The sequence below is a fragment of the Kribbella endophytica genome (genome assembly GCF_054781295.1).
The window spans coordinates 1,836,588-1,855,428 of the sequence record NZ_BAAGUR010000001.1; the positions used below are offsets into that span (position 1 = coordinate 1,836,588).

Sequence of the window (18,841 nt, forward strand, 5' to 3'; positions counted from 1 at the left end):
GGACAGCCGTGAAGTTCACACCCTTGACGGCAACTCCGTACGATAGCGGGCCACCCGTCGGATGCCTCAATCACCGGTTGGCCCGCCTGTGGACAGACGCCCCTTCCGCCCCAGAAGTTCGCCGCCGTCCCACGTGGTTCAGCTCACCCGGTACGGTCTGGGCGTGAACTCGCGGATCGGTGTCAGGTGTGACGTAGGCCCCAAGCGCGGGATCGGTCACGTGATGCGCAGTCTGGCGCTCGCGGAGGAGCTGGCACGCCGGGGAGCCGAGGTCGTGTTCGTCTGCGACAGTCACACGGTGCCGTGGGCGGACGAGCAGATCCGGAGCCGCGGGATCGCCGTCGAACCGGCGGTCTGGACCGCTGAGGAGCACCTGGCGCTGTTCGGGCGGCTGGAGCTGACCGCGGTGGTCTGGGACTCCTACGACCTCGATCCGGCCGTGTTCGCCGCCGTACGAGCGACCGGACTGCCGACGCTGGCGATCGTCGACGGCGGGTACGGCGGGGCCGTGGCCGACATCCTGGTCGACCAGAACCTCGGCTCCGAGCAGGACAGCCCGGAGCTGCCCGCCGGTGCCGTCCGGCTGGCCGGCCTCGACTACGTCCTCCTCCGGAACGAGATCCTCGAGCTGCGGCCCACCGAGCCCCCGACGGTCCGCACCAACCCGGTCCCGAAGATCTTCGCCTTCTTCGGCGGCACCGACGCGTTCGGAGCCGGCCCGTACGTCGTCCGAGCGCTGGCGGCCACCGGTCAGCCGTTCGAGGCGCTCGTGATCGCTCCCGGTGACGAACTGGCCGCCTCGATCGCCGCGGTCGACCTGCAGGACGGCCAGCACGTCGAGGTGATCGGCCCGACCTCCCAGCTGGCCAAGGCCGTCGTGGCCTCCGACCTGGTGATCAGCGCCTCCGGCACTTCCACCTGGGAGCTCCTGTGCCTGGGCGCGACAGCGGGCCTGGTCTGCGTGGTCGACAACCAGGTGATGGGTTACGAGCGCACGGTCGCCACCGGCGCGGCCGTCGGCGTCGGTGTCCTCTCCGACCTCAAGCAGGACCCCACCGCAGCTGCCGCCGTACTGGGCCCGCTGCTGCAGGACCCGATTGAGCGGGCCCGTCTAGCTGCGGCCGGCTACGAGTTGGTCGACGGCCAGGGGCGAGTCCGCGTAGCCGACGCCCTGTTTCACCTGATCTCGTAGATCGTCGCGTCCAGGGTGGCGTGGCGGAGGCGGACGTACTGCTTGAGGTCCGGGGAGACCAGTCCGGCGCGGTTGTCGGCGTACAGCCAGCGGACGCCGTAGCGGCGGAGTCGGTCGATGATCGCGGCCGACGGCGAGGTGAAGGCGGCGTCGTTGGTGGCCAGCAGTTCGCGGTCCCAGAACTTGAGCAGGCTGGGGTTGCCGCCTTCGGCGACGGAGATGCGGTTGGCGCGGTTGGTGTAGGCCCAGCCCTCGACGAGCATCTGGCGTTCGGACAGGGCCGCGATCCAGAAGTGGCGGCTGTCGCAGACGTCACCGCGCTGGACGATGCAGTGCGCGTTCGTGGCGACCAGGTCGTCCTTGCCCGTGTTCGCCTGCAGCCAGCGGGCCGCGTCGGCTTCGGCAGTGGTCGGACCGCCTCCGGCGACCTTGCCGTAGATGACAAGCGTCGCCTGGTCGGAGACGAGCGTCAGCAGGGGGAGTGAGGTCGAGCCGGCCATGCAGGCGGCGACCAGCGAGGCCAGTGCTGCGGTGAAGAGGCCACCACGGCGCTGGCCGATTCGCCACACGATGGCTACGACCAGTCCGGCCACCAGCAACGCCAGCAGGGTCAGGAGAAACGGCACCTTCACGCCGGACACGCCGTCCGACGCCACTCTGGCAAAGCCTGCGCCGAGCAGCCCCAGACCAGCCGCAGCAGCAACCAGTACGCCGCTCCGCCGGTCGCCCAGCTTGTCGGCCAGCCGGGCCAGCCCGAGGCAGGAAAGCACCGCCAGGAAGGGAAAAGCGGTCCGGTAGAAGTAGACCTGGCTGACCCCGGGCTGCGACGTCAGCACGCTCGCCGCGAAGCCGCCGATCGCGGCACCGGCCAGGAAGACCACACCGGGATCCCGCCAGAACCTGCGCAGGAACAGCACGCCGACCACGGCCAGACCCCACGCGGCCGTCGTCGTCACCGCACTGAGCAGCTGAGCGGCCCGGTCCACCCCAGTGCCGTGCCGGAGTGCGGCGTACGGCTGGAGCTGGATGAAGATCTGCGCCGGCTTGATCTGCAGGCCGGACGACTCTCCACCGAACACCACGACGGCCGCGGCGATGAAGATCACCAGCACGATCAGTCCGCCGACCAGAGCCCGCCAGGTCGACCGCCTGGTCGCCAGCCGGGCCATGAAGACCAGTCCGAACCCGCAGATCGCCAGCGGCAGGATCGTCGCCTTGGCACCGGACGAGGCCAGTGCGACCAGCAGGAACAGGATCCACCGGCTCCGCACCGGCTTGGCCCGCAGCAGGTCCACAGCCAGTACGGCGAGCAGCAGCGCCAGCATCATGCCCAGGTTCTGCGTCGGACTCAGGTACTGGCTCGAAGCCATCGAGATGTTGCCCAGCGAGATGTCGTGCAGCGGCTGCAGCGTGCCACCCACTCCAGCCAGCAGTACGGCGAACGGCCCGGCCCACACAGCGCCCGGATGCGGCTCCTCGCCAGGCTTCACCAGGAAGCGCTGCGTCAACGTGAACACCAGCGCGCAGCAGGCCAGCGCGAGCGGCACCCACAGCAGCGCGTACAGCAGGTTGGTCAGGTTGATCCCGGTCGACCAGGAGGTCGCGGCAGCCACCTGGTGGAAGAACGTGTGGTACTTCATCGGCTCGCCGAAGACCCACAGCGGCACGATCGGTACGTCGCTCTTGGCGCTCGCCGCCAGCGCCTGGTGGAAGGCCATGTCCGAGAAGGCCACGTTCGGATCCGTGTACGCCGGTGCGTAGCGCCCAGGGCCCTTGGCGTACATCAGCAGCATGACCAGGCCCGTGGACGCCGCCAGCAGCCAGGCGGTGATCGGCGCGAGCGGAGCCTCCACCCGGCGCCACACCCGTGCCCTGACGTCGCCGTCGATCACACCGACGACCAGGACGATCGGAGCCCACACCCAGGACCAGCGCTGGAGCCCGACGGACGAGCTGGCCAGGTAGACGAGCAGCTGAGCCGCCGTACCGACGGCGAAGCCGGCTGCACAGTCCTCGACCAGGTTGCGCCGGTAGGAGCCGATAAGTCGCCACAGCACCAGGCCGGGCAGTCCCACACCGAGCAAAACGAAGGCGGTGAACTTCAGCACGTCCAGCACCGGAGCGTGCCGGTCCATCATCACCAGAGCCAGCACAGCGACCGGTACGACGGCTGCAAGGCCGGCGATCGAGCCGGTGCCGCGTTCCCTCGGCCCGCGCCGCCTCGCCTTCGCCATGCGGGTCACCTTAGGGGGTGTCTGGTGATTCCCCGCCTACTGCGCGTCACTCGGCACGGCATCTCGCTGCACGGGAGCCAAGCTCACGATGCTTCGCATCGCCACGCTCGTCTCCCGCGCACCGAGCTACCGCACCGAGCAACTGCTCGCTACGGCGGGGAATCACCAGACACCCCCTAATCGGGCTAGACCACGAACAGGTACACGCGTGTCACGAACAGTGGTCACGGCAGTTCGTAGATCAGCGCGTCGGGCGTCGCGTAGCGCAGCGTTGCCAGCGTGTTGAGGTTCTGCGAGACAGCTGTCTGGGTCGGGTCGGCGTACAGCCAGCGCACGCCGTACTTGCTGCTCAGCAGCCGCAGGTTGTCGCGGGTCGGCGAGACGAACACCCGGTCGTTGTCCTCGAGCTTCTGCTCGTCCCAGAACGGCAGGCCGTTCGGGCTCTTGCCGGTCGCGGCGACCAGGTCGTTGATGGTGTTGGTGTAGCCCCAGCCCTCGACCAGCACGTGCCGCTCGGACAGCGCGGAGATCCAGAAGTGCCGGACGTCGCAGCCGGAGGCGTTCTTCATCGCGCAGTGCGCGTTGGTCGCGACCAGGTCGGATGGCGAGGTGTGGTCCCGCAGCCAGTGCGCGGCCTCGGTCTGGGTCTGCGTCGGGCCCAGCGGGTACTTGTCGGTCAGCGGCTGTAGCGTGACCTCGCGGTAGTTCAGCATCGTCTGCACGGGCAGCAGCAGCCCGGCACCCATGCCGGCCAGGACGAACGACGCCATGGCGATCCGGCTCGGTCGGCCACGTCGTTTGGCCAGCTTCCACAGCCCGGTGACCAGTCCGGCCACCAGGAGCAGGAAGAGCAACGTCCACAGCCAGGGCGCGACCAGACCGGTCAGCGTGCCGTCCGGACGGCGGAACGGCTTGCCCTCACCAGGGTTGGCGCGAGTGATCTCCCTGGCCAGGTACGTCGCGCCCGCGCCGCCCAGCACCGAAGCCAGTACGGCGATCCCGGAGCGTCGGTCGGCGAACCAGAAGACCAGCATCCAGGCACCCGCCGCGGCCAGCGCGGCGATGATCGGTACGGCGGTGCGGTGGAAGTACATCTGGCTGGTCCCCGGCTGGTCGGTCAGCACCATCCCGCCGAAGCCGGCGATCGCGATGCCGACCAGGAAGATCATCCCGGGGTCGCGGAACCAGCGGGCCGTCGTACCGGCCAGGACGAGCAGGCCGGCCGAGCCGAGCAGCAGCGACAGGCACACGATGATGCCGCTGGTCCACATGGCGCCGTGGTCGTACTCGCCCCAACCGACCTCCTTGGCCGTCAGCGGGTACGTGCCGATCTTGGCGAAGGTGACCCACGGCCGGACCGCGAGGCCGGAGGAGTGGTTGCCGAAAACCACCACGATCGCGGCCAGGAAGACCGCGCTGAGCACACCGATCAGGACCAGCGCGTTGACAGCGAACCGGCGGTAGAAGATCCGGATGAACAGCACCAGGCCGAAGCCGCAGATGATCAGCGGCAGCACGGTCGCCTTCGAGCCCGACGCGGCCACACCGATCAGGACGAACAGCGCGTAGCTGGCCGGCGAGCTCCGGCCGCGGAGCAGGTCCACGCCCAGCAGGGCCATCAGCGCGATCAGCCCGCCGCCCAGGTTCTGCGTGGGGCTGCCCCACACGTAGTTGGTCAGGCCCTCGGCCGGCAGGGTGACGTTCGGGTAGGCGTTGACCGTGCCGCCGATGCCGGCGACGGCGATGGCGAGCGGGCCGGCCCAGCGGGAGCCCGGAGCGATCCGGTCGGTCAGCGCGAAGATCAGTGCGCACCCGGCGAGCAGCAGCGGGATCCAGCCGATCGTGTAGACGAGGTCGGTCAGGTCCACGCCCGTCGCCCAGGCCGTGGCGGCCGTGAACTGGTGCCAGAAGTAGTGGTAATCCATCTTCTCGCCCTGCAGGTACGGCGCCTGCAGGGGGAAGTCGTACTTCGCACTGGCGGACAGGGCCTGGTGGAAGGCCATGTCCGGCGAGTTCGAGCGGGCATCGGCGTACGGCGCGGGCACCAGGTTCCGGTAGCGGCCGGTCGCGTAGATCGGGAGCACGCAGGCCCCTGCGATCAGCCAGGCCGTCAGTGGGTTGACCGGCCGTTCCACCCGGCTCAGGCAGCGCCTGCGCCAGGACGGTACGGCGACGGCCACCAGGAAGACCGGGACGATCCAGAGCCAGGCCCACTCCTGCAGGCCGATCGGCGCGACGGCCATGTAGACCAGCAGCAGGACGGAGACGCCCACCAGTGAGCCGGCGGCGAAGTCCTCGATCAGGTTGTGCCGGAACGGGCTGGCCAGCCGCCACAGGATGGTGCCCGGCACCGTGATGCCCAGGACCCAGAACCGCAGCAGCCGGACGATGCTGTCACCGGACGAGTGCCCGGCCATCAGCCAGATCAGCACCCAGGCCAGCGCGACGCCCGCCGCGACCTTGAGCACGACGGACAGCGCAGTCCGCCACGGGAACGGCTTTTGTTCTTGACGCGGCGGGGCACCTGGCAAGCTGGGCGCTCCGAGCGTCATCGTTGGCACGAAGGAAGATTAGCCGGGTCAGCCGGGCACAGTAGCCTCACGGGAGGAGGTGCCGATGCCGACCGCCGTTCCAGTGCTCTCTGTCGTCGTACCGATGTACGACGAGGAGGAGGTGCTGCCGATCTTCTTCGAGCGGATGCACCCGCTGCTGGACAGTCTGGGGATCAGCTACGAGGTGGTCGTGGTCGACGACGGCAGCCGGGACGCGACGGCCGCGCTGCTGACCGAGGAGGTCAAGACCTGGCCGCAGCTCCGGCTGGTCCGCCTGCTGCGCAACTCCGGGCACCAGGCCGCGCTGTCGGCCGGTTTCCGCCGGGCCCGCGGTGAGTACCTGGTCACCATCGACGCCGACCTGCAGGACCCGCCCGAGGTGATCGCCGAGCTGCTCGCTGCTGCGCGCGACCAGGACGTCGACGTCGTGTACGGCGTCCGCTCCGACCGGTCCAGCGACACCTGGGCCAAGCGGACCACCGCCCGGATGTACTACCGGCTGATGTGCCGTCTGGTCGGCCGGGAGATCCCGTTCGACGCCGGTGACTTCCGCCTGGTGTCGCGCCGCGTGGTGGACGCGGTGAACGCGCTGCCCGAGGACGGCAGGGTGTTCCGGCTGGTGATCCCCTGGCTGGGCTTCCCGAGCGCCGAGGTCCGCTACGTCCGGGCCGAGCGGGCCGCAGGGGTGACCAAGTACAACCTGCGCAAGATGCTCGGGCTGGCCTTCGACAGCGTCACGGCGTTCTCCGCGGCGCCACTCAGGCTGGCCACCTGGCTCGGTCTGTTCGGCGGGCTGCTGTCGATGGCGTTCGTGATCGGCGCCCTCGTGATCAAGCTGACCGGCCAGAGCATTCCCGGCTGGACGTCGACCGTTCTGGCCGTGGCGGTGATCGGCGCGATCCAGCTGCTGTGCCTCGGTCTGCTGGGCGAGTACGTCGCCCGTTTGTTCCAGTCCAGCCAGAAGCGCCCACAGTTCCTGGTCGGCTACGACAGCCTGGAGGATCCGGGCCATCACACGTACGCCGAGGCGCTCGAATCCAGCGATCCCGACCAGCGGTAGGCTCCCTCACCATGCCCGACCCGATCCCCTTCTCCAAGGCCTACCTGGTGGGCGACGAGCTCGCCTACGTGAACCAGGCCTTCTCCTCGGCCGCGGTCGTCGGCGACGGGCCGTTCACGGCCCGCGCGACGGAACTGGTCACCAAGCTGACCGGCGGGCTCGGGTCCCTGCTGACCACGTCGTGCACGCACGCGCTGGAGATGACCGCGCTGCTGCTCGACCTGGCACCCGGCGACGAGGTGATCATGCCCTCGTTCACCTTCGTCTCGACCGCGAACGCGTACGCGCTGCGCGGCGCCGTACCGGTGTTCGTCGACGTCCGGGCGGACACGCTGAACCTCGACGAGACCCAGGTCGCGGCGGCGATCACCGACCGGACCAAGGCGATCGTCGTCGTGCACTACGCCGGCGTCGCGGTCGCGATGGACGAGATCAACGCGATCGCCGCCGAGCACGGCATCGCGGTGATCGAGGACAACGCGCACGGCCTCGGCGGCACCTACAAGGGCCGCCCGCTCGGTTCGCTCGGCCTGATGGCCACCCAGTCGTTCCACGGCACCAAGAACGTGCACTGCGGCGAGGGCGGCGCGCTGGTCGTCAACGACATCGACCTGCTGCACCGGGCCGAGATCATCCGCGAGAAGGGCACCAACCGCAGCGCGTTCTTCCGCGGCCAGGTCGACAAGTACCGCTGGGTCGACATCGGCTCGAGCTACCTGCCGGCTGACCCGCTGGCCGCGTTCCTGACCGCTCAGCTGGAGCGGTTCGACCAGATCCAGGCGCCGCGCTACGCGATCTGGGAGCGGTACGAGCAGGAGCTGGCCGACTGGACCGCCGCGCACGGCATCGGCGTACCGACCGTGCCGGACGACTGCGTGCACCCGGCGCACATGTACTACCTGCTGATGCCGACCCACGAGCACCAGCTGGGCCTGATCGCGCACCTGCGCGAGCGCAACATCACCGCGCCGTTCCACTACGTCCCGCTGCACTCGGCTCCGGCCGGCGAGAAGTACGGCCGGGTCGGCCCGGGCGGCTGTGAGGTCACCGAACGGATCAGCGGCCAGCTGGTCCGGCTCCCGCTGTTCAGCCAGCTGACCGAGGAGGAGCAGACCCGAGTGATCGACGCGCTGCTCTCCTACGACTTCTGAGATGGGCTGGTACGACGCGCTGGAGGCCGGCGAGCTGACCAGCAGCCCCTCCGAGTACGAGACGAAGCGCTTCGGCGTCTCCGTCGACCGGGTGTCGGTTTCGGCCTCAGCCGGTACGCCGCTGGAGGAGGTGCTTGCCGCGGTCGACAAGTCCACGGCCGACGTCGTCGTCCTGCGCTACCCGGCCCGTGAGATCTCCTGGTTCGCCTCGCTGGCCGTCGGACGCCGTACGGCGATCCTGGCGGACTCCTTGGTCTACTGGTCACTCCCCGTAGGCAAGGGCCGTCGCCCGGCGCCGCTGGCCGGGTTCAACGCCGGGCTGGAGTCGTCGATCGACGACGAGCTGGTCGACGACCTGGTCGGGGACATCTTCGGCGACTACGGGAACCACTACTGCGCGAACCCGCTGTTCGACCGGGCGCTGGCGCTGGCCGGTTACCAGGAGTGGGCGCGGCGGAGTATCGCCGCCGAAGGTGCCGTCGTACTGCGTGGTCCGGACCGCCGCGTGCTCGCGCTGGCGACCGTGGACCAGCAGGCGTCCTGGACCGAGATCGAGCTGGCGGGCGTCGTACCGGCGGAGCAGGGGCGTGGGCGGTACGCGCACCTGCTGGCGGCGGTCGAGGACTCCAGCACCGCGCGGCGGCTGGTGATCTCCACGCAGGGTCACAACACGGGGGTCCAAAGGGCGTGGGCACGTTACGGTTTCGAGCCGGTTCACACCTTGTTGACAGTGCATTTGGTAAACAACACCGAAAGTTTCTGAGAAGATCCGCGCTGCCTCCACAGACCGCTCGGACGACTACTCAGCGGTGCTAACATGACCGGCGATGGATCACTGGTCGCCGCCCGGACCTTGGTTGCTCCGGCGCCGTGTGCCCAGGCAGCATCGGGTCAGGCGGTAGTGCCGACCAGGATGTCGACCGACCGCCGACTGAGCCGAGGAGATTTGCCGTTGTGACGCCGCGGCTGAGTGTCGTTGTGCCCTTCTACAACGTCCGCGACTACATCGGGGACTGCCTCGACTCGATCGCGCGGCAGACCTGGACCGACTTCGAGGCGATCCTGGTCGACGACGGATCCCCCGACGACAGCGCCGCGATCGCGCAGGACTTCTGCGACCGCGACCCGCGGTTCCGGATCGTCGCGCAGGAGAACCAGGGCCTCGGCCCGGCCCGCAACACCGGGGTCCGGCACGCCGACGGCGAGTACATCACCTTCGTCGACAGCGACGACCTGGTCACCCGGCACGGCTTCGAGAAGCTGATCCGGACCCTGGACAACAGCGGCTCGTCCTTCGCCGGCGGCAACGCGCGCCGGTTCAACAACAGCTCCGGCGTCCGGCCGTCCTGGATCCACCGGCTGCCGTTCGCCAAGGACCGGATCGCGACCCACGTGATCGAGAGCCCGGACCTGATCCTGGACCGGATGGCCTGGAACAAGGTCTACCGGCGGTCGTTCTGGGACGACTTCGGCTACGAGTTCCCGGCGATCCGCTACGAGGACTACCCGGTCACGCTGAAGGCGCACCTGGACGCGGTCACCGTCGACGCCCTCGCCGTACCGGTCTACTACTGGCGCGAGCGCGAGTCCGGCGAGTCGATCACCCAGCAGAAGTTCCAGCTGGGCAACATGGAGGACCGGGTCCACTCCGCCGAGATGGTGATGGACCTGATCGAGACCGGCGACACGCTGCGTGAGGTCCGCCGCCGGGTGCACTCGCACTTCACCCAGATCGACATGCTGACGCTGATGATGGCCTTCGGCGCCGCCCCGGCCGAGGAAGAGCAGAACCTGCTCAAGCTCGCCCGCCGGCTGATGGACCGGCTGGACGACTCGGTGCTGGCCCGCGCCCACAGCTACGACCGGATCCAGCACTCCGCGCTGGCCGCCGGTGACGTCGACCTGCTCCGCCGGCTGGCCCACTTCCGCAACGAGGGCGGTCTGCGTGGCGGTGCCCGGGCGCTGTCGCGGCCCGGCCGTCCGTGGCAGTTCGAGCACAACTACCCCGGCGTACAGGATCAGAGCGCTTCGGTGTCGAAGGAGCTCTACCGGCTGCCGATGAAGGACCTGACGCTGGCCACCAGCGTCCGCGAGGTCGGCTGGCTCGACGACGGCTCGCTGTCGGTCAAGGGCACGGCCGAGATCCGGCACCTGGAGACCAAGACGTCGTCCAGCCTGCGCATCGCGCTGGTCGTCGGCGGCGCGGAGACTCCGCTGGCCGTACGCCGGTACGACGCGACCGACACGCACGGCGACCCGGCCCTGGTGGGCTTCGAGGTCCGGCTCGACAAGGCGCTGCTCGGCAAGCTCAAGGGAACCGGTGCTCCGGCGCACTTCATGGTGCGGCTGAAGTCCGGCCGCCTGCGCCGGCACGGCAAGCTCCGTGGCCAGCGGCCCGGTAGCCCGGGCTGGCCGCCGGGTGCGTGGATCGACGGCACCAGCTGGGTCCAGCCGGGTCCCGGTGCCGACGGTGCCTTCGTGCTGCGCCGCATGGTCGACCCGACGCGCCTCACGGCCGTCAGCCAGACCGCGGACGCCCTGGTCCTGCAGGGCCGCGTCCCGGCCGACCTGGAGAACCCGAAGCTGCAGGTGACCCGGCCGCTGGCCGGCAAGGACCAGGAGCTGCCGCTGACGTTCAGCGGCGACGGACGCGACTTCAGCGTGCGGATCCCGGTCCGGCCGATCATCGAGGACACCAACCCCGACGACCCGTTCACCCAGCGCACCACCTGGGCGTTCCGGCTGGTCGGCAAGGACGACGAGAAGCTGCTGCTCTGGACCGCCGACCCGCAGGCCGTGCACCACCTGGCCGACGGCCGGATGGTCAGCCTGACCCGCTCCACCGGCGGGTACGTCAACCTGCACGAGGCCCCGCTCCGGCTGCCCGCCGAGCACGCCAATGTGGTTGCCGGAAGCAATGGTGTGGAACTGCGGATCGACGGTGCGGTGCTGGACGGCGACGGGTACGTCTTCAGCTGGCGGCGCTACCTGGACGACTCCGACGCCCACGCCGACGTCGCCTGCCGGCTCACGATCGAGGACGGCCGCTGGACCGCGAGTTCCGACCTCGTCGACCTGATCCCGGCCGACGCGGTGGTCAACTCCACGGACCCGCTGGCCAGCCTGGCCGACTGGATCCTCTTCGCGACCGGACCGGACGGCGCCGAGCACGCGGTGCAGTGCGAACCGTTCCTGTCCGCCCGGCTGCCGATCGAGGTCGAGCAGGCCGGTCACACCGCCGCGCTGCGCCCGCACGCCGGCACACTCCACCTCGAGGTCCGCTGATGCATCACCACAACCACTACTACGGCCAGGCCCACATCCTGGCCCGGTACGCCGGACTGGACGACGAGTACCCGCCGCGCCTGCGCGGCTACCTCCAGCACGGCTGGAACATCGCGGACGGCTGGAACCCGGTGCACGAGTTCTACGACGGCGCCTGGCGGTACACCTGGAGCGACGGACCCCGTCGCCGCGGGCACGCGCTCGGTCGGCGCAACTACGCGAGCATCGGCGCACCGTTCCTGTACCTGCAGGAGCTGGAGCCCGAGCTCGGCGCCGTACCGGAGGAAGAGCGCGAAGGCACGCTCTGGTTCCTCTTCCACGGCTGGGAGGGCGGCAAGATCCAGGGCGACCACAAGCGCCTGATCGACGAGATCCGGGAGACCGAGCCGGGCCCGGTCACCTTCAGCCTGTACTACACCGAGTACGACCGGCCCGAGGTGCGCAAGTCGTACGAGGACGCCGGGTTCCGGGTGGTCTCGTTCGGCCGCCGCGGGTTCTCCTACGAGGGCACCGACCCGAAGTTCCTCTACAAGCAGCTCGCCGAGCTGCGCAAGCACAAGCGGGTGGCGGCCAACCGGCTGTCGACCGCGATCTTCTACGGGATCGCCGCCGGCTGCGAGGCCGCGGTGTACGGCGACCCGATGGAGATGGAAGGCGAGAACCCGCTCTTCGGCGGGCAGAGCCGGATCGCGCGGCTGTGGCCGGAGATGCTGGGCAAGGAGCTGGACATGGACGCCGCCCGGGCGACCACCGACCTGGAACTGGGCGTGCCGTGGATGATGCCGCCCGCGGAACTGCGGATGTTGTTCGATTGGAGAGAGCGTGTCTGACAACCAGCTGGCCGTCGAGGTCGTCCGCGGTGAGATGCAGCCGTGGAGCGACTACTCCGGCAAGCGGGGGGCTGTCCAGGGGCCGGCGCTGCGCGCGCTGCTCACGGACGTCCTGCCCGACGGGGCACGCACGCTGATCGTCGGCCCGCACGGCGCCGACCTGGTCGAGGCGGTCGTGGGCAAGGCGTCCGAGACGACCCTGCTGGTCCGCTCGGTGTCCGACGCGGGTGAGCTCGGCGAGAGCTTCGGCAAGCGCCTGCAGGTCGTCGCCGGTGCGCTGGACGGTCTGGCCGAGGCCGGGCGTCCGTCGTACGACGTGGTCGTTGCTGCTGACGGTCTGGACCGGGTCATCGGGTACGACAGCCCCGACCTGACCTGGTCGCAGCGGCTGGACGCGCTGGCCGCGGTCTGCTCGCCGGATGCCGTTGTCGTGCTGGGCCTCGAGAACGAGTTCTCCCTGACGAACCTGCTCGACCGCCGCCCCGCCGACCAGCGCCACGGCGACGACGAGTGGCGCCCGCTGCACGACGACCCCACCCGCCCGGTCTCCACGTCGCAGCTGCTTGCTGAGCTGGACCGGGTCGGCCTGTCGGGTGCGACCACCTACGCCACCTTCTCGGTAGCCGAGACCCCGCACGCCCTGCTCTCCACGGACGCCGCCGCAGCCGCCCGCCCCGGCCAGCTCCCCACCCGCCTCGCCGCAGAGGCCCTGGAAGCAGCCGCGACGGTCGTCCCCCTCCTCACCCCCATCACCGACTCCGCCGAAGCAGCAGCCCGAGCCGGCCTCCTGGCGTCCACCCCCACGGGCTGGATCGCCGTCCGAGGCGGCACCCCCACCCACGCGATCTACGCCCAAACCACAGGCCACCCGGCAGTTCTTACTGCTGATGTGGATGGTGATGTGTGGAAGGTAGTAGTTGCTGGGGATGAGGTTGAAGCTGAAGGTGCTTTGGCTTTTGATTCTTCTGTTGTTCCTGCGACTGTTCCGGGTGGGGTTTCTGCGGAGACTCTGCTCTTCCGTCTGGCTGCTGCAGAAGACGTGCCGGGCTTCCGTGAGCTGGCCGGTCGCCTCGGCGACTGGGCTCGTTCGCAGACCAGCAACGTGCTTCCGCGCTGGGACGACGTGGTGGTCGACGGCGACAGCTTCGCGTTCGGCGTGTCCGCCTGGGTGACCGTCGCCGACGAGACCGAGCAGGATCGCCTCGCCGCCGCCTGGGCGCGCTTCCACGACCGCCTGATCGGCGCCCACCGCCGCCACCCGTGGCCGCCGTGGATGGTCGGCGACGACCTGGTGTCCGCCTGGCTCGCGATGTCCGGCATCGACGCCCCGCAGCAGACCCCGGCGACCACCCCCGACACCCCGTCGGCCTCCGTCGCCCAGGTTGCCCGAGGCAAGGAACTGGCGACCGCCCTGGCCACCGCCCTCGGCGTACCGTCCGACGGTTCGCAGACGCCCGACGTACGGACCGCTCTGGCCGACGCCGACCGCGCGGCCCAGGAGATCCACGAGCTCAAGGGGCAGATCTTCGGCCTGGAGCGCACCCTCGGCTTCCGCGACAAGGCCCTGAAGACCCGCGAGACGCGGCTGCGCGAGATGCGCACCCAGGTGCAGAAGGCGAACGCCGAGCGCACCAAGCTGAAGAACTCCAGGGCGTACTCCGCGGTGAAGCTGATCCGCAAGGCCGCCCAGATCCGCAACCCGCGCAAGTTCGCCGGCAAGGTCAAGCGCCGCGTGAAGCGCCAGCTCCGCAACAAGATGGGTTAACCAGTACGACGAACAGCCGGGTTCCCGAGGGAGCCCGGCTGTTGTGTTTTACGCAGGCTTGTCAGCGAGCCGGGAGACGAGGAAGTCGACGCGTTCCTCCTGCAAGGCCGCAGGGATGCGGCCACTCCCAGAGAGCACGGCCATCCCGTGCACCGCACTCCAGACAACCTCCGCGGACAGCTCACGCCGCTCGTTGTCCGCCCGGAAGCACTCGACGAACTCGTCGAAGCAGGCCCGCATCGACGCCGGCGTCTCGTCACTCGCGAACTTCAGCTCGGTCGGCAGCACGAACATCGCCTGGTACACCGCAGGCCGCGTGCTCGCGAAGTCCAGGTACTCATGGCAGACCGCGCCCAACAGGCTCGACCTCCCGGCAGCCCCCTCCCGCGCGCTACGCAGCTGGGCGGCCAGCAGTTCGAATCCTTCGAGCGCGACCGCGCTCACGATCCCGGTCATCCCGTTGAAGTGGCTGTAGAGCACGGGCTGGCTGTACTCGACGCGGTCGGCCAGCCGTCGCGTCGTCACCGCCTCCCAGCCCTCGGCCTCCGCGAGCTCGCGCGCGGCCGTGACGATCAGTCGGTGGCGGTCGGCCCGTTCACGTTCCCGGCGTTCGTTGACTGCGGACATGACCGAAGCCTAGCACTGCTAGACATTCTGTCAGAGATAAGGTTATCGTTGCTACATCATCTAGCGGTGCTAGCAACGAGGAGAACCACCTAATGATCACTGTCGCCACCGTGCTCGCCGGTCTGCTGGGCGTCGGCATCATCTTCATCGGCGTCAACGCCTTCCGGGCGCCGCGCGCAGCGGCCGGATTCGGCATTCCCAACACCCGGACCGACGACCCGAACTTCCGCGCCTGGCTGTCCGTGAAGGCCGTGCGCGACATCGCCACCGGCCTGTTCCTGTTCCTCCTGCTGGCCGCGGCCACGCCCGACCTGCTGGGCTGGTACCTGCTCGTCGCCGCCTTCATCCCGGTCGGCGACGCGCTGATCGTGCTGCGCAGCAAGGGCCCCAAGGCCATCGCGTACGGCGTCCACGCCGCGACCGCCGCCGTGATGGTCGTGGTCGGCGTGCTCCTGGTCGTCGGCTGACTAAGGCCGCCGCGCGACCAGGAGTTGATGCGTGTCGGGCCAGTCGACAGCCTCGCCGTCGACGGTAGTGAGTGAAGCGACCGGTGCGATCCGGTTGGTGATGACCCAGTCGTTGCGCCAGGGCTTGGACGACGGGTCGAGAGTGAAGCCGGCCGACTGGGCGATCGCGGTCCAGTCGGCGAAGCTGAGGCCGCAGAACTGCTCGTGGGTCTCGCTGAGCCAGTTGTCCGCGTAGTCCTTGCGGGTCAGGAAGTCCATCGCGTCCGCGAGGCGGAGGACCGGCGTACCGGCGCGAAGGCTGTACTCGAAGGGCACGCGGGCGTTGCGCCGGAAGTCCTGCGCGAACTGGAAGAAGCGGGCCCGCGTCGACAGCGTCCGCACATGAGCCGCAGGATCCGCCAACGCCTCGAGCTCGACCGGCTCTCCGTTGGCGCCGTCCGAATCATCAAGCGCCAGTACGACGGGCCGATCGGGCTCCGCCGGCCCGCAGACGTCGGAGTTGATCCAGACCCCGCCGGCCGCGGTGTGCGCGAACAGCCCGTCGACGAAGCGCTGAACGGTCTCGGCGCGCGAGCCGTCGGCGTACGACCAGATCTCGTGCGTCAGTGCGAGCGTGAGGGTCGTGTCGATCGACCGCGGCGGGAAGACGGCTGCACCGAGCATGTTGCGCTGGTAGAAGTAGACGTTCGGGTTGTGGAAGAACCCCTGCTCCTTCTTGTGCACGCACTCGGCGTACAGGTGCCGGGCGACCTCGACGCCGATCAGGTCGGACTCGTGGAAGCGCGGGTCGCCGTCGACCAGTTGCAGCGTCGCCCCGGTCGCGCAACCGATGTCGAGGATGCGGCCCGGGCGGACGAAGTCCTTGATCTGCGACCATTTCCGGTCCGCCGCCGTCTCGAAGGCGTCAGCGTACGTCTTGTAGTCGCGCGTCGTCGTCAGCCCGCCGTCGTCGCCGACGACCGGGTCGTTCACGCAGCGCCGGACCTGGGCGTCCAGCCGGTACCGGTCGAAGACGTCGACCGTCGCCGGGTGCGCCAGCGACCGCCACTCATCGTTGCCCGCAGCAATCATCAGCAGGACGTCCCACGGTCGGGCCTGATCGGGAGGCTCGACCCCGATCACCTTGTAGCCAAGGCGTTCGTACAGCTTCGCGACCTCCGGCGTCGAGCACGCGACGACGGTGTTCTCCGGCGACAGCCGTACGGCGTCGTCGGTGCCGGCCTCGATCGCCTTCACTGTCACCTCGGCGAAGTCGTCGGTCGGCGGCGTGTCCGTCACGCCGACCACCAGCGAACGCAGCCCGGTCGCCACGCTGAACCGCTCGATCGCGGCCTCGCGCCGGTCGAACGGGATCGGGTTGCGCTTGGTCGTGTGATGGTTCGCCGAGGTGACCGCCCAGACGACCGTCGTACCGGCCGGGGCGACCGAGCGCAGGAAGTCCGCTTGGTACGCCGTCAGCACGTGGTGGCGGCCGGGGAACAACAGGTACACGGTCAGTCGGTCTCGGTGGTGATGTCGGGGTGCGCGTCCCCGTCGGTGCGTTCGCGGATCACGTACGTCGGGCGTCCCATCGAGCCGGAGTGCAGGCGGCCGACGTACTCGCCGAGCACGCCGAGGGCGAGCATCTGGGCGCCGGAGAACAGCGCGACCATCGAGGCGATCGTCGTGAAGCCGGCGACCGTCGTCGCGCCGACGGCGTACTTGTAGATGATCACGCCGAACAGGCCGACGCCGAAAACCGCGCAGATGAAGCCCAGGTAGCCGACCAGGCGCAGCGGTTCGGTGGAGTAGCCCGTGATGAGCGTCAGGGCGTGCTTCATCAGCATCCAGGTCGTGTAGTTCGACCGTCCCTCGGCGCGATCCTCCATCCGGACCGTGGTCTGCGCGATCCGTGTGGTGGACCATGACAGCGCCACGTCGACCGACGCGTGCGGGCCGTCGAGCCCGTCGAAACCGTCCCGCAGGAAGGTCCGGAAGGCGCGGAACGCGCTGATCGACTTCGCGTTCTGCACCGACAGCGTCGAGGCCATCGCGGCCTTCACCAGCCGGGAGGAGAAGGACCGGACGACGCCGTGCTCCTCCTCCTTCGGTACGCCGTACACGAGGTCGATGTCGTCGGTCAGTGCGGCGAGCAGCACCGGGACCTGATCGGCGGGGTGCTGCAGGTCGTCGTCCATCGTGACGACCACCTCGTACTGCGCGCTGCGGACGCCGGCGATGATCGCATTGTGCTGCCCGTAGTTGCGGGCCAGGCGGAGCGCGCGGGTCTCCGGGTACTTGTTCGCCAGCTCGCTCGCGACCTGCCAGGTGTCGTCCGGACTGCCGTCGACGACAAGGATGATCTCGAACCCGGTGGTCGCCTCCGGCAGGACGTGCGACAGGTCCTCGACAAGGCGCGGGAGAGTCTTGGCGGACCGATAACATGGCACGACGACGGAGACGAGCACTGCTTGCCCTTCTGAAGACGAGGCGGCGGGGCTTCCGCCGCTGTGATTATCCCACTGCTGAGAGGCACTGCCATTTCCGTCGATCTTTCCGCCGTCACGCAACTGCCGGCGAAGCTCCTCGGCGACCACCGCGTCCGCTACCTGATCGTCGGCGCCGGCACGAACGTCCTGTACTTCGGGCTGTTCTGGCTCGGCTGGCACCTCCTCGAAGGCGACCTGCCGTACCTGGCCGTCACCGCCCTCGCCAACTTCACCACGGCGGTCGTCGTCTACCCGGCGTACCGCACCTTCGTCTTCAACTCCACCGCCGGCTGGCTCCAGGGCTTCGCCAAGTTCTACACGGTCTACCTGTTCGGCCTCGCCTGCTCCCTGATCGGCATGCCGCTCCTGATCGAGCTCCTGCACGTCCCCGTCCTCCTCGCCCAGGCCCTCGTCATCCTCCTGGTCCCGGCCGCGAGCTACCTCCTCCACCGCTTCTGGACCTTCCGAGACACTCCCCACACCCCAGTTGATGCGTAGCTACGCCCCGAAGTTGTCCTGCGCCCTGGTTCTGCTGCTCCTCGCGGGATGCACAAGCGCCCAGGCCGACCCAGAACCGACGCCGTCACCGACCGCCACTGTGACGCCGTACCCGACCCAGTTGATGCGCGACGGCATCCCGGCGCGGTACCGCTCAATCCCCCTCGTCCAACAGTGGGTGAGCTATCCGATCGACAACTGGCAGCCCCGGCCGGACCCGCTGGCAGGGCGCCAAGTCGAACCGGAAACCTGCCGAACCTTGATCAGGACCGGTGGTGTGACTGCGCCAGGAGCCTTCGTTCCGAAGAACACCCGAGCGGCCAGTGCAACGGGGGTGCGGGGTCCAGCCGTTGGTGGTGTCGAGCCGATCGTCCAGGTGGAGTTGATCCAGGTGACGGGCGCCGCCGCCGATCAGTATCTGGCCGAGTACCGCAAGGCTGGATCGGAGTGCTCCGACTTCCGGGTCACCGGTGGCCGTGCGTCGGTGGTCGAGCGGGAGCTGGCGGGGTTCGGCGAGCGGTCCCGCTACATCATCCGGACCTACCCGGTCGCGGGTAAGGCATGGAACGAGCGGATCCTCCTCTACCGCACTCCCCACTACGTCGTAGGGGTCAGGCTGTACGGCCCGGCGACACCGGAGGAAGATTTCGTCGTCTTCGCGCGCGAGGTTCGCGACAAAGCGAGCTCCAAGCTCGGCTGAGCAAACAAAAGG

At 69.2% G+C, this 18,841-nt stretch carries 15 protein-coding genes; 10 read left to right on the forward strand and 5 right to left on the reverse strand.

Features of this window, described 5'->3' with window-relative positions; all coding sequences use genetic code 11:
- Positions 1-163 precede the first annotated feature (163 nt).
- Positions 164-1,192, forward strand: coding sequence for a PseG/SpsG family protein (locus ACYVIO_RS08835; protein WP_460650163.1), 1,029 nt, complete (start codon positions 164-166; stop codon positions 1,190-1,192).
- On the opposite strand, the gene ACYVIO_RS08840 is transcribed toward ACYVIO_RS08835, so the two are convergent.
- On the reverse strand, positions 1,177-3,426 hold the full coding sequence (locus ACYVIO_RS08840; protein WP_460650164.1) for a hypothetical protein: 2,250 nt from the start codon (positions 3,424-3,426) through the stop codon (positions 1,177-1,179). The two genes, ACYVIO_RS08835 and ACYVIO_RS08840, sit on opposite strands and share 16 nt — an antisense overlap.
- 224 nt (positions 3,427-3,650) lie before the next feature.
- The gene (locus ACYVIO_RS08845; protein ID WP_460652075.1) at positions 3,651-5,978 is read right to left on the reverse strand and encodes a hypothetical protein; all 2,328 of its coding nucleotides are present in this window, start codon (positions 5,976-5,978) and stop codon (positions 3,651-3,653) included.
- Positions 5,979-6,042: 64 nt separating this feature from the next.
- Between ACYVIO_RS08845 and ACYVIO_RS08850 the strand changes: the two genes are divergently transcribed.
- The 6 genes from ACYVIO_RS08850 to ACYVIO_RS08875 all read left to right on the forward strand — a co-directional run bounded on the left by ACYVIO_RS08850 (position 6,043) and on the right by ACYVIO_RS08875 (position 14,069).
- A complete protein-coding gene (locus ACYVIO_RS08850; protein WP_460650165.1) occupies positions 6,043-7,038 on the forward strand; it encodes a glycosyltransferase family 2 protein in 996 nt (331 codons plus the stop codon).
- An 11-nt stretch (positions 7,039-7,049) separates the two neighbouring features.
- Positions 7,050-8,189, forward strand: a complete 1,140-nt coding sequence (rffA, locus tag ACYVIO_RS08855; RefSeq protein ID WP_460650166.1) for a dTDP-4-amino-4,6-dideoxygalactose transaminase — start codon at positions 7,050-7,052, stop codon at positions 8,187-8,189.
- A 1-nt stretch (position 8,190) separates the two neighbouring features.
- The gene (locus ACYVIO_RS08860; protein WP_460650167.1) at positions 8,191-8,952 is read left to right on the forward strand and encodes an N-acetyltransferase; all 762 of its coding nucleotides are present in this window, start codon (positions 8,191-8,193) and stop codon (positions 8,950-8,952) included.
- Between the two features lie 191 nt (positions 8,953-9,143).
- A complete protein-coding gene (locus ACYVIO_RS08865; RefSeq protein WP_460650168.1) occupies positions 9,144-11,474 on the forward strand; it encodes a glycosyltransferase family 2 protein in 2,331 nt (776 codons plus the stop codon).
- Positions 11,474-12,304, forward strand: a complete 831-nt coding sequence (locus tag ACYVIO_RS08870) for a hypothetical protein (RefSeq protein WP_460650169.1) — start codon at positions 11,474-11,476, stop codon at positions 12,302-12,304. The genes ACYVIO_RS08865 and ACYVIO_RS08870 overlap by 1 nt, the downstream gene beginning before the upstream one ends.
- Positions 12,297-14,069, forward strand: a complete 1,773-nt coding sequence (locus ACYVIO_RS08875; protein WP_460650170.1) for a hypothetical protein — start codon at positions 12,297-12,299, stop codon at positions 14,067-14,069. Before ACYVIO_RS08870 ends, ACYVIO_RS08875 begins: the two co-directional genes overlap by 8 nt.
- Positions 14,070-14,117: 48 nt before the next feature.
- Here the strand turns inward: ACYVIO_RS08875 and ACYVIO_RS08880 are convergent, their stop codons facing one another.
- On the reverse strand, positions 14,118-14,696 hold the full coding sequence (locus ACYVIO_RS08880; RefSeq protein WP_460650171.1) for a TetR/AcrR family transcriptional regulator: 579 nt from the start codon (positions 14,694-14,696) through the stop codon (positions 14,118-14,120).
- A 92-nt stretch (positions 14,697-14,788) separates the two neighbouring features.
- Here ACYVIO_RS08880 and ACYVIO_RS08885 point away from each other — a divergent pair, with 92 nt between their 5' ends.
- Positions 14,789-15,163 carry a DUF4267 domain-containing protein gene (locus ACYVIO_RS08885; protein WP_460650172.1) on the forward strand — a complete coding sequence of 125 codons (375 nt, stop codon included), beginning with the start codon at positions 14,789-14,791 and terminating at the stop codon, positions 15,161-15,163.
- On the opposite strand, the gene ACYVIO_RS08890 is transcribed toward ACYVIO_RS08885, so the two are convergent.
- Positions 15,164-16,654, reverse strand: coding sequence for a class I SAM-dependent methyltransferase (locus ACYVIO_RS08890; RefSeq protein ID WP_460650173.1), 1,491 nt, complete (start codon positions 16,652-16,654; stop codon positions 15,164-15,166).
- A 2-nt stretch (positions 16,655-16,656) separates the two neighbouring features.
- Positions 16,657-17,610 (reverse strand): glycosyltransferase family 2 protein, encoded by a 954-nt coding sequence (locus tag ACYVIO_RS08895; protein ID WP_460650174.1) that lies wholly within the window; start codon positions 17,608-17,610, stop codon positions 16,657-16,659.
- Positions 17,611-17,652: 42 nt separating this feature from the next.
- Here ACYVIO_RS08895 and ACYVIO_RS08900 point away from each other — a divergent pair, with 42 nt between their 5' ends.
- Positions 17,653-18,129, forward strand: coding sequence for a GtrA family protein (locus ACYVIO_RS08900; protein WP_460650175.1), 477 nt, complete (start codon positions 17,653-17,655; stop codon positions 18,127-18,129).
- A 277-nt stretch (positions 18,130-18,406) separates the two neighbouring features.
- Positions 18,407-18,829 (forward strand): hypothetical protein, encoded by a 423-nt coding sequence (locus ACYVIO_RS08905; protein WP_460650176.1) that lies wholly within the window; start codon positions 18,407-18,409, stop codon positions 18,827-18,829.
- Positions 18,830-18,841: the final 12 nt, after the last annotated feature.

Excerpts from the sequence above, each read along its gene's own strand:
- ACYVIO_RS08845 (WP_460652075.1), bottom strand. The coding sequence starts at position 5,978 with ATGACGCTCGGAGCGCCCAGCTTGCCAGGTGCCCCGCCGCGTCAAGAA.
- rffA (WP_460650166.1), top strand. The coding sequence starts at position 7,050 with ATGCCCGACCCGATCCCCTTCTCCAAGGCCTACCTGGTGGGCGACGAG.
- ACYVIO_RS08850 (WP_460650165.1), top strand. The coding sequence starts at position 6,043 with ATGCCGACCGCCGTTCCAGTGCTCTCTGTCGTCGTACCGATGTACGAC.
- ACYVIO_RS08880 (WP_460650171.1), bottom strand. The coding sequence starts at position 14,696 with ATGTCCGCAGTCAACGAACGCCGGGAACGTGAACGGGCCGACCGCCAC.
- ACYVIO_RS08885 (WP_460650172.1), top strand. The coding sequence starts at position 14,789 with ATGATCACTGTCGCCACCGTGCTCGCCGGTCTGCTGGGCGTCGGCATC.
- ACYVIO_RS08840 (WP_460650164.1), bottom strand. The coding sequence starts at position 3,426 with ATGGCGAAGGCGAGGCGGCGCGGGCCGAGGGAACGCGGCACCGGCTCG.
- ACYVIO_RS08860 (WP_460650167.1), top strand. The coding sequence starts at position 8,191 with ATGGGCTGGTACGACGCGCTGGAGGCCGGCGAGCTGACCAGCAGCCCC.
- ACYVIO_RS08870 (WP_460650169.1), top strand. The coding sequence starts at position 11,474 with ATGCATCACCACAACCACTACTACGGCCAGGCCCACATCCTGGCCCGG.